General features: G+C 70.7%; 15 protein-coding genes. 1 reads left to right on the top strand and 14 read right to left on the bottom strand.

The annotated features are described in order from the left end of the window. The 12 genes from ACTIFU_RS18245 to ccoN all read right to left on the bottom strand — a co-directional run. Positions 1–1,250: TRAP transporter large permease (locus ACTIFU_RS18245; protein WP_439579750.1), on the bottom strand; the 1,250-nt coding region annotated here is incomplete at its 3' end. A 3-nt stretch (positions 1,251–1,253) separates the two neighbouring features. Next, entirely contained in the window at positions 1,254–1,793 is a 540-nt protein-coding gene (locus ACTIFU_RS18240) for a TRAP transporter small permease subunit (protein ID WP_439579749.1), read from the bottom strand. A 13-nt stretch (positions 1,794–1,806) separates the two neighbouring features. Further along, positions 1,807–2,811, bottom strand: coding sequence for a TRAP transporter substrate-binding protein (locus tag ACTIFU_RS18235; RefSeq protein ID WP_439579748.1), 1,005 nt, complete (start codon positions 2,809–2,811; stop codon positions 1,807–1,809). A 102-nt stretch (positions 2,812–2,913) separates the two neighbouring features. Then, on the bottom strand, positions 2,914–3,105 hold the full coding sequence (locus ACTIFU_RS18230; protein WP_439579747.1) for a hypothetical protein: 192 nt from the start codon (positions 3,103–3,105) through the stop codon (positions 2,914–2,916). Continuing rightward, entirely contained in the window at positions 3,102–3,281 is a 180-nt protein-coding gene (gene ccoS, locus ACTIFU_RS18225; RefSeq protein ID WP_439579746.1) for a cbb3-type cytochrome oxidase assembly protein CcoS, read from the bottom strand. Before ccoS ends, ACTIFU_RS18230 begins: the two co-directional genes overlap by 4 nt. Beyond that, positions 3,269–5,617 (bottom strand): heavy metal translocating P-type ATPase, encoded by a 2,349-nt coding sequence (locus tag ACTIFU_RS18220; protein ID WP_439579745.1) that lies wholly within the window; start codon positions 5,615–5,617, stop codon positions 3,269–3,271. The genes ccoS and ACTIFU_RS18220 overlap by 13 nt, the downstream gene beginning before the upstream one ends. Next, positions 5,614–6,105, bottom strand: coding sequence for a FixH family protein (locus ACTIFU_RS18215; RefSeq protein ID WP_439579744.1), 492 nt, complete (start codon positions 6,103–6,105; stop codon positions 5,614–5,616). Before ACTIFU_RS18215 ends, ACTIFU_RS18220 begins: the two co-directional genes overlap by 4 nt. A gap of 2 nt (positions 6,106–6,107) precedes the next feature. After that, entirely contained in the window at positions 6,108–7,610 is a 1,503-nt protein-coding gene (gene ccoG, locus ACTIFU_RS18210) for a cytochrome c oxidase accessory protein CcoG (RefSeq protein ID WP_439579743.1), read from the bottom strand. A 19-nt stretch (positions 7,611–7,629) separates the two neighbouring features. After that, positions 7,630–8,499, bottom strand: a complete 870-nt coding sequence (gene ccoP, locus ACTIFU_RS18205; RefSeq protein WP_439579742.1) for a cytochrome-c oxidase, cbb3-type subunit III — start codon at positions 8,497–8,499, stop codon at positions 7,630–7,632. 15 nt (positions 8,500–8,514) lie between these two features. After that, positions 8,515–8,673 carry a cbb3-type cytochrome oxidase subunit 3 gene (locus ACTIFU_RS18200; protein WP_439579741.1) on the bottom strand — a complete coding sequence of 53 codons (159 nt, stop codon included), beginning with the start codon at positions 8,671–8,673 and terminating at the stop codon, positions 8,515–8,517. A 10-nt stretch (positions 8,674–8,683) separates the two neighbouring features. Beyond that, entirely contained in the window at positions 8,684–9,406 is a 723-nt protein-coding gene (gene ccoO / locus ACTIFU_RS18195; protein ID WP_439579740.1) for a cytochrome-c oxidase, cbb3-type subunit II, read from the bottom strand. A gap of 12 nt (positions 9,407–9,418) precedes the next feature. Next, positions 9,419–10,888, bottom strand: a complete 1,470-nt coding sequence (ccoN, locus tag ACTIFU_RS18190) for a cytochrome-c oxidase, cbb3-type subunit I (RefSeq protein WP_439579739.1) — start codon at positions 10,886–10,888, stop codon at positions 9,419–9,421. Between the two features lie 172 nt (positions 10,889–11,060). On the opposite strand from ccoN, the gene ACTIFU_RS18185 reads away from it, so the two are divergent. Next, on the top strand, positions 11,061–11,837 hold the full coding sequence (locus ACTIFU_RS18185) for a DUF2189 domain-containing protein (RefSeq protein ID WP_439579738.1): 777 nt from the start codon (positions 11,061–11,063) through the stop codon (positions 11,835–11,837). Here ACTIFU_RS18185 and ACTIFU_RS18180 read toward each other — a convergent pair whose 3' ends face one another. Together ACTIFU_RS18180 and ACTIFU_RS18175 are read right to left on the bottom strand one after the other, a co-directional pair. Continuing rightward, entirely contained in the window at positions 11,838–12,560 is a 723-nt protein-coding gene (locus ACTIFU_RS18180; RefSeq protein WP_439579737.1) for an urease accessory protein UreH domain-containing protein, read from the bottom strand. Between the two features lie 43 nt (positions 12,561–12,603). Continuing rightward, positions 12,604–13,035 (bottom strand): CBS domain-containing protein, encoded by a 432-nt coding sequence (locus ACTIFU_RS18175; protein WP_439579736.1) that lies wholly within the window; start codon positions 13,033–13,035, stop codon positions 12,604–12,606. Positions 13,036–13,358: the final 323 nt, after the last annotated feature.

The raw sequence follows: 13,358 nt of genomic DNA, 5'->3' as shown, positions 1-13,358 counted from the left end.
ACGAAGAACGGCGCGGTCGCCGCAGCGACACGGAAGATGTTCTCGCCGGTCAGCCCCTGCAGCACGAACAGGTTGAACCCCACCGGCGGGGTGATCTGCGCCATCTCCACCACCAGCACGATGAAGATGCCGAACCACAGCAGGTCGAACCCGGCCGCCTGGATGATCGGCAGCGCCACCGACACCGTCAGCACGATCATCGACACCCCGTCGATGAAGCAGCCGAGCACGACATAGAGCGCGGTCAGCGCACCGATCACCAGGTAGGGGTGGAAGCCCTGCGAACCGACCCATTGTGCCATCGCGACGGGAATCCGCGAATACGCCATCGCCTGGGTCAGGAACGCCGCGCCGGCGAGGATGAAGTTGATCATGCAGGCGAGCCGGACCGCGCCCATCAGGCTGGCGACGAAGCTCTCGCGCGTCAGCGTTCCGCCCCAGGCCGACAGCACGAGCGCGCCCGTCACCCCCATCACCGCGGCCTCGCTCGCGGTCGCGACACCGCCATAGATCGAGCCGATCACCGCCAGGATCAGCAGGATGATCGGCAGCAGCGAGGCGGAGGCATCGAGCTTCTGGCGCAAGGTCGTGCGCGGATCGCGCGGCGGCGTGCGCGACGGGTTGAGCAGCGACCAGAGCGCGATGTAGCCCGAGAACAGCCCGATCAGCATCAGCCCGGGGATCACGCCGGCGATGAACAGGCGCACGATCGACACCTCGGCCGCCACGCCGTAGACGATCATGATGATCGAGGGCGGAATGAGCAGCCCGAGCGTGCCCGAGCCCGCGAGGCTGCCGATCGCCATCGGCTTGTGGTAGCCGCGCGCCTCGAGCGCGGGCAGGCTCATCTTGCCGATGGTCGCGCAGGTCGCGGCCGAACTGCCCGACACCGCGGCGAAGATGCCGCAGCCGATCACGTTGACATGCATCAGCCGCCCGGGCAGGCGCTGCACCCATGGCGCGAGGCCGCGGAACATGTCCTCGGACAGCCGGGTGCGAAACAGGATCTCGCCCATCCAGATGAACAGCGGCAGCGCGGCGAGCGTCCAGGACGCCATCGCCTGCCAGACCGAGGTGCCCAGCACCTTCTCGACCGGGAACTCGTTGAAGGCGGGGAACAGCATGGGCAGCACGACGATGCCGGCGAACCCGGTCAGCATCAGCGCGAAGCCGATCCAGACGCCGAGGCCGAGGAAGCCGAACAGCACGGCGAGCAGCAGCAGCCCCGCCTCGGTGAGCTCGATGTTCAAGCGTCAGAGCTCCTGCATCGCCTTCTCGACCGCCGTCGTCGGTTCACGCTGTCGGTACGAGGGCGTGCCGCCGGCGAGCGTCACCACCAGGTCATCGAGCAGCGCGAGCGCGAACAGCGCGGTGCCGACCACCATGGCGAGCTGGGGAATCCAGATCGGCACGGCGAGCATGCCCTGCGCGAGCTCCTCGAACGCCCAGGAATCCGACATCGAATCGAAGCTTGCGAAGGCGAACAGCGCGGCCATCGCGGCGGCGCAGGTGAGCGCGACGATCTCCATGCCGCGTTGCGTCGCGCCGCGGGTGCGGCCGATGATCAGGTCGACGCGGATATGCGCGCCGTGGCGGAACGCGTAGGCCAGCGGCAGCATGGCCGAGGCGGCGACGCTGAACGCCGTCAGGTCATCGCCGCCGGGAATGATCATGCCGAGCTGGCGCAGCGTCACCTGCGCCAGCACGAGCAGGCCGATCGTGACGATCGCCGCCGCCCCGGCGATGCCGCCGGTGAGATAGAGCGCGTCTAGGCCGCGCCTGAGCCCCCTCACGCGGGGGACGAACTCAGGCGCGCGCGACCGCGGCGCGATAGGCGTCGATCAGCTTCTTGCCGTCCTCGCCAGCGGTCGTGAGCCACTCGCCCACCATGGTCTCGCTGATCTTCTCGAGATCGGCCATCAGCCGGGGCGAGGGCGGATCGGTGACGGTCATGCCGCGGCGGGCGAGCTCTTCCTGCCGCGTGCGCTCCTGCTCCTGCGCCATGCCCCAGCCGCGCTGCTCGGCGCGCTCGGCGGCGTCGCGGATCAGCGACTGCACATTGGCCGGCAGCGCGTTCAGCGCCCGCGTCGAGACGAACACCGCGTTCTTGGTGCGGGTAAAGCCGACCGGCGTGAAGTGCCTCACGAAGTCCCAGGCTTGGCTGTCCACGCCCGTCGCGGCCGAAGTGACCATCGCGTTCACCACGCCGGTGGCGAAGGCCTGCGGCACCTCGGCGGCCTGCACCAGCGTTGGTGTCGCGCCGACCAGCTGCGCGAACCGCTGGGTCGCCGGGTTGAAGGTGCGGAACTTGGTGCCGCGCAGCCCCTCGATCGAATCCAGCCGCTCGGTGGAGTAGAAGCCCGATTGCGGCCACGGCACCATGTAGAGCAGCGTGAGCCCCTGGCGCTGCAGGCGCGCCTGCACGAACGGACGCTGCAGCCCGGCCAGCACGCGCGCCTGGGTGAAATTCGTCACCAGCATCGGGATGCCGTCCACGGCGAACATCGGATCCTCGTTGCTGTAGGCGGAGAGGAGGATCTCTCCCATCTGCGCCTGGCCGGTCTGCACGCCGCGCTTGATCTCCGGCATGCGCAGCAGCGACTGGTTGGTGTGCAGCGTGATCGAGACGCGGTTGCCCGAGCCCTCCTCGACCTCCTTGACGAACTCGCGGATGTTGACCGTGTGGAAGTTCGCGTCCGGGTAGGGCGTGGCCATCTGCCAGCGCGTCGCCTGAGCATGGGCAGGCAGGCCGGCGAGCGCGGCGGCGCCGAACAGGGTGGAGCCCAGCAGGGCGCGGCGGTTCATGCTCATGGTGCGAAGTCTCCCGTATCCTGTTGTTGGCGGGGATATCAGCGTCTCCGCCGGCCTCGCGCAAGGGGAAAGGTCGGGATCGGGCGGCCCGGGACGGGGCCGTCAGTCCTTGTCGCGCGCCTCCTGCTGGTCGAAATGACGCTGGACCAGCTTGAACAGGAACAGCACGAAGGAGACGAACAGGATCAGTCCGGAGACATAGAACCCGGGGTCCCTGGCTGCCGCGGCCATGAACAGGCCGAGCAGCGCGAACACCACGCCGAAGGCGCCGAACACCACGGTCGAAGCATTCATGTCCTGGTCTCCTTGTGTTCATCCGGCGGGGGCCGCTCGTCGTCCTCGAACAGGATCCTGTGCGCCGCACCATCGAGGTCGTCGTACTGGCCGGAGCGCAGCGTCCAGAGGAAGGCGGCGAGCGCGCCGAGGCCGAGGGCGAGCGAGAGCGGGATCAGCAGCGTCAGCGCGTCCATCCTGGCCTCCGTTCAACCCGCAGCGCGTTCAGGATCACGGTCAGCGACGAGGCCGCCATCGCCACCGCCGCGATCAGCGGGGTGACGAACCCGGCGATCGCCAGCGGCACCGCGACGAGGTTGTAGCCGAGGCTGATCGCGATGTTCTGGCGCACCAGGCGCTGCGCACGACGCGCCACCGCGACCGCGTCGGGCACGGCGCCGAGGCGGTCGGTCTGCACCACCACGTCGGCTGCCGCCTGGGCGATGTCGGCACCGGAGGCGTAGGCGACCGAGACGTGTGCTGCGGCGAGCGCGGGCGCGTCGTTCAGCCCGTCGCCCACCATCAGCGGGCGGCGCCCGTCGCGCTTCAGCGTCTCGAGCCGGGCGATCTTCGCTGCCGGATCGGCGGTCGCGGTCCAGCGCGTGATCCCCGCGGCCTCGGCCGCGGCGGCAACCGCCGGCGCGCGATCGCCGGAGAGGAGCTCGGGTGCCAGCCCCTGCGCGGCGAGCGTGGCGACGGCGTCGCGCGCATCCGGCCGGGGCGCGTCGGCGAAGGCGAAGCGCACCGGCGCAGCGCCAGGGCGGGCGAGAACCAGCTCCATGCCCTCGCCCGGGTCGGTGCCCGTGAATGCCGCACTGCCGAGCCGCACCGCGGCGCGGGACAGGCCCTCGCCCGGATGTTCGACCACGTCCGCCGCCGCAGGCACGTCGGGCGCGGCCGCCGCGAGCGCGCGCGCCAGCGGATGGCGCGAGGTCGCAGCGAGCTCGGCCGCGTCGCGCAGATCCTCCCCAGTCCAGGCGCCCGGCTGGAGCACCGGCCGGCCGCGCGTCAGCGTGCCGGTCTTGTCCAGCACCGCGACATCGGCCTGCGCCAGCCGCTCGAACGCGGTGCCGGAGGTGACCAGCACGCCGCGGCGCATCAGCCCGCCGGCGGCCGCGACCTGCACCGCCGGTACCGCGATGCCGAGCACGCAGGGGCAGGTGATGATCAGCACCGCCACCGCATAGACCAGCGCCTGCTGCCAGGCGACGTCGAAAAGGCCCCACCACAGCAGGAACGTTCCGGCGGCCAGCACGTGCACCACGGGCGTGTACCAGCGCGACACCCGATCGGCGAGGGCGACGAAACGCGAGCGCGACTGCTCGGCGCGCTCCATCAGCCGCACGATCGCGGCGAGCAGCGTGCCCGCGCCGGACGCGCGCGCCTCGACCACCAGCGCCGCATCGCGGTTCAGCGTGCCGGCATGCACGGCGTCATCGGGCACCACTGCACGCGGCAGGGTCTCGCCGGTGAGCAGGCTCTCGTCGAGCGTGGTCCGGCCTGACACCGCCACGCCGTCGACACCGATGCGCTCGCCGGGCGCGACCAGCACGCGCTCGCCCGGACGCACCTCCTCGGGCGCGCGCGGATGCGCCACGCCCGCCCCGTCCAGCACGCCGACGGGCGCGCGGTTCAGCGTCATCAGCCGGGCGGCGGCCTCGCGCGCGCGCCCGCGCGCGCGGCGGTCGAGATAGCGGCCGACCAGCAGCAGGAAGACGAGCATGATCGCGGAGTCGAAATAGGCGTAGTCGCCGCCGCGGATCGTCTCCGAGAGGCTCATGGCGCAGGTCGCGAGCACGCCGAGGCTGATCGGCAGGTCGAGACTCGCGCGGCCGGCACGCAGCGCCGTGAAGGCCGGGCGGAAGAACGGCATGCCCGCCACCGCCACGGCGGGCAGCGCGATCAGCGCGGCCAGCCAGTGCATCAGGTCGCGCGTCGCCGGCCCCATGTCGCCGGTCGCGTGGCCGACCCAGACCGCGACCGAGACCAGCATCACGTTCATCGAGGCGAAGGCGGCGATGCCCATGGCGCGCAGCAGCCGCTTCGCCTCCGCCGCGTCGCCGGCGGCGAGGCAGGAGGGATCGAACGGCGCGACCGTGAACCCGAGCGCTGCGATGCGCCCGCCGAAATCGTTCGCGCGCGCGGGAGCGCCACGCCAGCGGATGGCCAGGCGCCGGGTGGACAGCGCCACGCGCGCCCAGGTGACGTCGGGCTCGCGCGCGAGCACCTGCTCGATCAGCCAGCAGCACGCCGCGCAGGTGATGCCGCCGACCATCAGCTCCAGCGTGTGCGTATCGCCCTCGGTGCGGGCACGTGCGGCGAGGTCATGGCGCGGCGCGTCTGGCTCCGGCTTCGGCGCGGTGCCTTCGAGGCGGGCGTAGAACCGCTCCAGCCCGAGCCCGCTGATCAGCACATGCGCGCCCTCGCAGCCCGCGCAGCAGAACCGGGCACCGTCGGGACAGGGAGCGGCGCAATGCGCGCAGGCGGTGGTCGCGCGCGGCGTCTCGAGCCGGGCCTCGGCGAACGCGTTCATCGCACGATGATCCGCTCGCGGAGTTCGACCGGGCCCTCGCGCCCGCGCCGCACGGCCAGCCGCACCTCCCACTGGCCAGCGCCGTCGAGCGTCAGCGGCACGGTGTAGCGGCCGCTGCCGGTCTGCGCGAGAGCCAGCGGGATCGGCTCGGGCCGGCCGAGTGGACGCACCACCTTGCCCTCGATCGCGAGCCCCTCCAGCGGCGCGCCAGAGCGGTCGGTCGCGGCGACGACGATCCGCCCCGCGAGCGGCTCGCCCGACGGCGTCCAGCGCAGTTCGAACCGCCAGCCGAACGCGGCTTGGCGCTCCGCCTCCGCGAGAACCTCGTTGTAGAGCCGCCCGCGCTCATAGGCGCGGTCGACGGTCGTGCCGGTGAAGGTCGAGAGCGCGAAGTAGACCATCACGCCGTTCACCGCGACGACGAACGCCATGAACCCGACGAAGGCCCACGGGATCCAGGCGCTGCGGCGTTCCTGCGCGCTCGCCATGCTCACCGCCTCGGCGCCAGGAAGACGCTGCCGTGCCGCGCCGCCTCGCGCCCGTCCGCCTCCAGCAGGCGGAACGTGACGGGGGTGCTCTCGGGCAGCGGGGCGCCGGCGGGGGCGAAGACATGCACGCGGTGGGTGGCGACCGAGCCTGGCCGCACGGACAGCGCGATCGCCTCGCCCGGCGCCTCATCGGCGGCGAGCCCGGCCAGCGTCGCACCCGCGAGGCCGTCGAGGCGCAGGGTGAGCGCCCGGTCGTCATGCTGCTTCTCGACGATCTTCAGCGTGTAGCTGTTGCGCACCGAGCCGTCCGCGAGCGTCACGAACAGCGGCGCGCGGTCGCGCAGCACGGAGAGTTCAGTGGTGTCGCGGATCGCCAGCGCCGCCAGCATGATGAGGCCCACGAGGCCCAGCACGCCGGCATAGATCATGGTGCGCGGGCGGATCACCTTGATCGGCGTGTGCGCCGCCGCGGCGATCGGCACGCGCTGCGGCCCCGGCGCGACCTGCGCGACCGCGCGATCGCACGCGGCAACGTCCGCGAGCGTATCGAGCGCGATCAGCCCGCGCGGCCGGCCGACCTTGTCCATGATCGCGTCACAGGCATCGATGCAGAGGCCGCACCCGATGCATTCGAGCTGCAGCCCGTCGCGGATGTCGATCCCGGTGGGGCAGACATTCACGCATTGGCGGCAGTCGACGCAGTCGCCGCGCCCCTCCCACGACTCGCCCTGCTTGTGCTTGCCGCGTGGTTCGCCGCGCCAGGCGCGATAGGTGACCACCAACGACTGCGTGTCCAGCATCGCGGCCTGGAAGCGCGGCCACGGGCACATGTAGGTGCAGACCTGCTCGCGTGCCCAGCCGGCGAGCGCGTAGGTGGTGAAGGTCAGGATGCCGACGAAGCTGTAGGTCCAGGCACCGGACTGGCCGGTGAAGATCTCCCGCAAAGCGGTCGGCGCATCCTGCACGTAGAGCACGAACGAACCGCCCGTCGCGGCGGCGATCACCAGCCAGATCGCATGCTTGGCGGCCTTCTTCGCCCAGTACGCCCGGTTGCGAGGTCCCTGGTCGAGCTTCATGCGCGCGTTGCGGTCGCCCTCGATGCGCCGCTCGACCCACATGTAGAGATCGGTCCAGACCGTCTGCGGACAGGCGAAGCCGCACCAGACGCGGCCGAACAGCGAGGTCACCAGGAACAGTGCGATTGCCGAGAAGATGAGCAGGAAGGTGACGAGGTAGATCTCCTGCGGCCAGACCTCGAGCGGACCGAGGTAGAAGCGTCGGCCCGCAAGGTCGATCAGCAGCAACTGGTCCGGCGCATCGCCCGGGCGGTGCCAGCGCAGCCAGGGCAGCACGTAGTAGATCGCGAGGGCGACCACCAGGAACGCCCACTTGAGATTGCGGAAACGGCCGTGCACGCGGGCGGGATAGACCTTGACCCGGTCCGCGTAGAGCGACGCCGGCGCCGGGCTCGCCGGCACCTCCGTCGTCTTCGCGGGCCTGTCCATGCGCATGGTACCCCTCGCGCTACTCGCCGCCGCCGAGCGTGTGCACGTAGACCGTCAGCATGCGGATGGTGGCCACGTCGAGCCGCCCCTGCCAGGGTGGCATCACGCCCATGCGGGGGTTGGCGATCTGCGCGGCGATCTCGCGCTTGGAGCCGCCATAGAGCCAGATCGCGTCGTTCAGCGCCGGACCTCCCTGCTCGCGCACACCCTCGCCCTTCTCGCCATGGCAGGCGACGCACTGATCGGCGTAGATGGTCGCGCCGCGCGCGGCACTTGCGGCATCGGTGCTCCGGCCCGTCAGGCTGACCACGTGCTCGGCGACGTCGTCGATCTCCTGGCGCGAGAGGATCTGGCCGTAGGCCGGCATCAGGCTCATGCGGGCATCCGCGTCCTGGGTGTTGCGGATGCCGTGCAGGATCGTGGTGTGGATGTCCTCGAGCGTGCCGCCCCAGATCCAGGAATCGTCGGCGAGACTCGGGAAGCCGCCAGGCCGGCCTTCGCCGCCGGCGCCATGGCAGGCCGCGCAGTTGTCGGCGAAGGCGACCCGCCCGCCCGCCATCGCGTACTGCAGCAGGTCGGGGTCACGCCGGATCTCGTCGAGCGCGGCGGCACGGATGCGCTCCAGCATCGGCGCGCGCTCGGCCTCGGCCGCCTGCATCTGCTCGACGATCGCGGTACGCTGCGTCCAGCCCGTGGTGCCGCGCCAATGGCCGGAGAGCCCGGGGAAGGAGGGATAGAGCACCGCCCACACCGCCGACCAGGCGATGGTCGCGTAGAGGATGTAGAGCCACCACTTCGGCAGCGGCGTGTTCAGCTCCTTGATGCCATCCCATTCATGGCCGGTGGTCTCCGTGCCGGTGACCGCGTCCTTCTCGATCTTGGTGGGCACGAACGTGCTCCTCTCTCAGCGGTCGTCGTCGAGCGGAATGCGGCCCTGGCGTTCCAGCCGCTCCTTGTTGCGTGGCCAGAACGCCCAGGCGGCGATCCCGACGAACAGCAGCAGGAACCACACCGACCAGAGCTGGCGCAGCTCGGCGTAGTGGGCGGCGAGCCAGTCCATCATCGTGCCCTCCTCACTGCGTGAGCTGCTGCGGCGTCACGTCGGCGAAGTCGACCAGCGTGCCGAGCATCTGCATGTAGGCGATGATCGCGTCCATCTCGGTCACGCGGCCCGGGTTGCCGTCGAACGCGCCGGTCGGCGCCTTGGGGTAGCGCTCGAGGAGGCCGGAATGATCGGCGTCCGGATCGGCCTGGGCGCGGAGGTCCGCCGCGGCATTGGCGATCATCTCGTCGGTATAGGGCACGCCGAGGCGCTGGAGGGCGCGCAGATGGCTCGTGACGTCGTCGGTCCGGAGTGGGCGGAGCAGGAACCCGTAGGGCGGCATCACGCTCTCCGGCACCACGCTGCGCGGATCGATCATGTGCTGGAGGTGCCACTCGTTCGAGTACTTGCCGCCGACCCGCGCGAGGTCGGGCCCGGTGCGCTTCGAGCCCCACTGGAACGGCTTGTCGTACATGGACTCGGCCGCGAGCGAGTAGTGGCCGTAGCGTTCGAGCTCGTCGCGGAACGGCCGGATCTGCTGGCTGTGGCAGGCGTAGCAGCCCTCGCGCAGATAGATGTTGCGCCCGGCGAGTTCGAGCGGTGTGTAGGGGCGCACGCCCTCGACCCGCTCGATCGTGGTCTCGATCGTGAACAGTGGCACGATCTGCACCAGCCCGCCGATCGAGACGGTGATCAGCGTCAGGACCGCGAGCAGGGTGACGTTGCGCTCGATCGCGCCGTGATGCCGGAACATCGCGCGCCCTCCCTACTCGGCCGCCTGGGGACGCCAGGCCGGCGCCGGCCGTCGGATCGGTTCGCCCGCGGTCACGGTCTTCCAGAGGTTGTAGACCATGATCAGCGCACCGGTGAGGTAGAGCACGCCGCCGAGCGCGCGGATCACGTAGTAGGGGTGCATCGCCGCGACCGTCTCGATGAAGCTGTACTGCAGGAACCCCAGTTCGTCATAGGCGCGCCACATCAGCCCCTGCATCACGCCCGAGACCCACATCGCGGTGATGTAGAAGACGATACCGAGCGTGGCGATCCAGAAGTGCCACTCGACCAGCTTCAGGCTGTACAGCCCGCGCCGCCTCCAAAGCACCGGCACGAGGTAGTAGACCGCGCCGAACACGATGAACCCGACCCAGCCCATCGCACCGGAATGGACGTGGCCGACGGTCCAGTCGGTGTAGTGGCTGAGCGCGTTCACCGCCTTCACGCTCATCACCGGCCCCTCGAAGGTGCTCATGCCGTAGAACGCGACGGCGACGACCGAGAAGCGCAGGCCGGGATCGGTGCGCAGTTTGTCCCACGCACCCGAGAGCGTCATGATGCCGTTGATCATGCCGCCCCAGGACGGCATCCACAGCATCACGCTGAAGATCATGCCCAGCGTCTGCGCCCAGTCCGGCAGCGCGGTGTAGTGCAGGTGGTGCGGGCCGGCCCAGATGTAGAGGAAGATCAGCGACCAGAAGTGCACGATCGAGAGCCGGTAGGAGTAGATCGGCCGCTCGGCCTGCTTGGGGATGAAGTAGTACATCATCCCGAGGAAGCCGGCGGTCAGGAAGAAGCCCACGGCGTTGTGGCCGTACCACCACTGGATCATCGCGTCCTGCACGCCCGAGGAGAGCTGGTAGCTCTTCGAGAATCCCCAGCCGATCGGCAGGGTGAGGTTGTTGCCGACATGCAGCATCGCGATGGTGATGATGAAGGCGAGGTAGAACCAGTTCGCCACGTAGATGTGCGGCTCCTCGCGCTTCATGATCGTGCCCATGAACACCACGAGGTAGACCACCCAGACGAAGGTCAGGAACAGGTCGATGAACCACTCGGGCTCGGCGTATTCCTTGCTCTGGCTGTAGCCCATCACGTAGGAGAGTGCTGCGAGCACGATGAAGGTCTGATAGCCCCAGAACAGGAACCATCCGGCCTCGGCCCCCCCGAACAGCCGCGCGCGGCAGGTGCGCTGCACCACGTGCAGCGAGGTGCCAAGCAGGGCGTTGCCGCCGAAGGCGAAGATCACCGCCGAGGTGTGCACGGGCCGGAGCCGGCCGAAGGTGGTCCATTCGAGGTCGAGGTTCAGGATCGGATAGGCGAGCTGGAAGGCGATCGTCGTGCCCATCAGGAACCCGACCACGCCCCAGAACACGGTGGCGACGATGAACGCCCTGACGACGTCCTCGACGTAGTCGGGCGCGGGCCGCGCCTGTCCCGTCGCTGCAACGCTCTCCGCCATGCTACCCTCGCCTCCAAGCGCCGTCCTGCCGCACCGGGCGCGGCAGGATGGCAAGGTGGGGCCGGTGCCGCGACGCAACATTGACATGCGTCAAGGTTCGGCGGCCGTGGTCACGCGAGAAACGACGTTCGGCGGCCAACCAGGGCCGCGGCGAGCGCATGGGGAAACGCGCATGACGGAACAGGCGATCCCGGTGTTCTACGGCGACAGCCCGCGCGTGCGGCTGGTGCCGGTCGATCGGCCCTGGGCCTGGCTGGCGGCGGGGTGGCGCGATGTCATGGCCGCACCGGGCGTCAGCCTCGCCTACGGCGCGCTGATGGTGGCGCTGACCTATCTGCTGCTGATCCTGCTGCTGCAGGTCGGCGTGTTCTGGCTCGTGCTGCCGATGACGGCCGGGTTCTTCTTCCTGGCGCCCCTGATGGCGGTCGGGCTCTACGAGACCAGCCGCCGACTTGCGGCGGGCGAGCCGGTGAGCCTCGGCGCCGCGTTCGGCGCCTATCGGCGCAATGCCGTCCAGCTTTCCTACATGGGCGCCATTCTGGGGCTGTTCCATCTCGGCTGGATCCGGATCGCGACCCTGATCTTCGCCGTGTTCTTCGGCCTCGGCTTCAACCCGAACTGGGACAACCTGGTGATCCGGCTCGCCCAGCCCGACGCGATCCCGTTCTGGGCGGTCGGCACGGCGGTGGGCGCGGTGTTCGCGGCGCTGGTGTTCGCGATCTCGGCGGTGTCGATCCCGATGCTGCTCGACCGCGACGTCAACGTGTTCGTCGCGGTCGCCACCAGCTTCACCGCGGTCCGGCGCAACTGGCCGGCGATGATGCTCTGGGCGGGGCTGATCGTCGCCTTCACCGCCTTCGGCATCATCCCGCTGTTCCTTGGCCTCGCCGTGACCATGCCGCTGATCGGCCACGCGACCTGGCACGCCTACAGGGACGTGGTGGCGTGATCAGGCGGCCCTGAGCGCCAGGACGCCGAGCACGGCGGCGTTGACCACCAGCATCGGCGCGGCGATCGCGCGCGCCGCCGGCAGGAAGCGGCGGCCGAAGAACGCGCCGGCAAGCCCGACGCCGAACAGGGCCGGCACGGTCCCCGTCGCGAAGGCCGCCATCGCGAGCGCACCCCCGAGCGCGCTGCCGGTCGCGCCCGCGGCCGCGATCGCGCCATAGAGCAGCCCGCAGGGCAGGAAGCCGAGCACCAGGCCGAGCAGGAAGCGCCGCCCGCCGCGCGGGTCGGCGAGCAACGGTCCGGCCGCACGCGCGACCCGGTCGGCCAGCCCGGCCGGCGCCGCGGGCAGCAGCGCGGCCAGCTGCGCCACCGCCTGCGCCAGCATCAGCACCGCGCCGAGCGCAAGCAGGGCGGCCAGCACCGGGCGGAAGCCCGCACCGTGCACGATCGCGCCGGAGACCAGCCCGGCGGCCGCGCCGAGCCCGACATAGGTCACCGCCCGCCCGAGATGATAGGGCGCGAGCGCCCCGGCCGAGAGCCGCGACAGCGTCGGCCGGGCCGCCAGACCCGACGTGACCTGCGCGACCACGAACGGTCCGCACATCCCGGTGCAGTGGGTCGCCCCGCCGGCGAGCCCGGCGACGAACAGCGCCGCGGCGACCGCCGCGGTGCCGCCGACCCCAAGCGCGGTCAGGCCATGCAGGCACTCGGCGAACAGATCCATGGCGCGAGGCTACAGCAGCGCCGCGCCCCTGCCTTGCGACGGATCAACCGGCGCCGTGCACGAAGGCGCGCAGACCCTCCGCCTCCTGCTCCACGTCCTCGATCCGCTTCTTCACGACGTCGCCGATCGACACCAGGCCGATCAGGCGCTCGCCATCCTTCACCGGCAGGTGGCGGATGCGCCGCTCCGTCATCAGGCCGAGCACCTTGTCCACCGTGTCGGACAGATGGCCGAACACGACGTCGCGCGTCATCGCCGAGCCGACGGTCATGGTCAGCGCCGCCGCACCGTGCGCGGCGACCGTCCGCACGATGTCGCGCTCGGACAGGATGCCGATCACCTCGTCGCCCTCGCGCACCAGCACCGACCCGATCCGGCGCTCGGTCATCAGTCTCGCCGCCGCCTCGAGGGTCTGGTCGGGGCGGGCGCTGACCACCTCGGGGCCCTTGGTCGTCAGGATCGCGGCTACGGTCATCGCGGTTCCTCCGTTCCCGGCTGGCGTGACTCTCCCACCGATGCAACCTGCGGTGCAACCTGTCAGACGAGGGGGGGGGGGGGGCCCCCCCCCCCCCCCCCCGCCGGGGCCCATGGCCCCCCGGACCCCCATCTCGGGGGCCACAGGGCTCAACTGCGTCGCGACCAGTTCGGCGAAGATGCCGCCCCGCGCGATCAGCGCCTTGAAGCTTCCCTGTTCGGCGATCCGGCCCTCGGCGAAGACCAGGATCGTGTCGGCCTCGCGCACGGTGGAAAGGCGATGCGCGATCACGAAGGTGGTGCGGCCCCGCATCAATGCGCGCA

It is taken from the genome of Elioraea sp., assembly GCF_051860475.1.
In the GTDB taxonomy this organism is placed as follows: Bacteria; Pseudomonadota; Alphaproteobacteria; order Acetobacterales; family Acetobacteraceae; genus Elioraea.
This window is presented reverse-complemented; position numbering and strand designations above follow the sequence as displayed.

Excerpts from the sequence above, each read along its gene's own strand:
- ACTIFU_RS18235 (WP_439579748.1), bottom strand. The coding sequence starts at position 2,811 with ATGAGCATGAACCGCCGCGCCCTGCTGGGCTCCACCCTGTTCGGCGCC.
- ACTIFU_RS18230 (WP_439579747.1), bottom strand. The coding sequence starts at position 3,105 with ATGAATGCTTCGACCGTGGTGTTCGGCGCCTTCGGCGTGGTGTTCGCG.
- ccoS (WP_439579746.1), bottom strand. The coding sequence starts at position 3,281 with ATGGACGCGCTGACGCTGCTGATCCCGCTCTCGCTCGCCCTCGGCCTC.
- ACTIFU_RS18220 (WP_439579745.1), bottom strand. The coding sequence starts at position 5,617 with ATGAACGCGTTCGCCGAGGCCCGGCTCGAGACGCCGCGCGCGACCACC.
- ACTIFU_RS18215 (WP_439579744.1), bottom strand. The coding sequence starts at position 6,105 with ATGGCGAGCGCGCAGGAACGCCGCAGCGCCTGGATCCCGTGGGCCTTC.
- ccoG (WP_439579743.1), bottom strand. The coding sequence starts at position 7,610 with ATGGACAGGCCCGCGAAGACGACGGAGGTGCCGGCGAGCCCGGCGCCG.
- ACTIFU_RS18200 (WP_439579741.1), bottom strand. The coding sequence starts at position 8,673 with ATGATGGACTGGCTCGCCGCCCACTACGCCGAGCTGCGCCAGCTCTGG.
- ccoO (WP_439579740.1), bottom strand. The coding sequence starts at position 9,406 with ATGTTCCGGCATCACGGCGCGATCGAGCGCAACGTCACCCTGCTCGCG.
- ccoN (WP_439579739.1), bottom strand. The coding sequence starts at position 10,888 with ATGGCGGAGAGCGTTGCAGCGACGGGACAGGCGCGGCCCGCGCCCGAC.
- ACTIFU_RS18185 (WP_439579738.1), top strand. The coding sequence starts at position 11,061 with ATGACGGAACAGGCGATCCCGGTGTTCTACGGCGACAGCCCGCGCGTG.
- ACTIFU_RS18180 (WP_439579737.1), bottom strand. The coding sequence starts at position 12,560 with ATGGATCTGTTCGCCGAGTGCCTGCATGGCCTGACCGCGCTTGGGGTC.
- ACTIFU_RS18175 (WP_439579736.1), bottom strand. The coding sequence starts at position 13,035 with ATGACCGTAGCCGCGATCCTGACGACCAAGGGCCCCGAGGTGGTCAGC.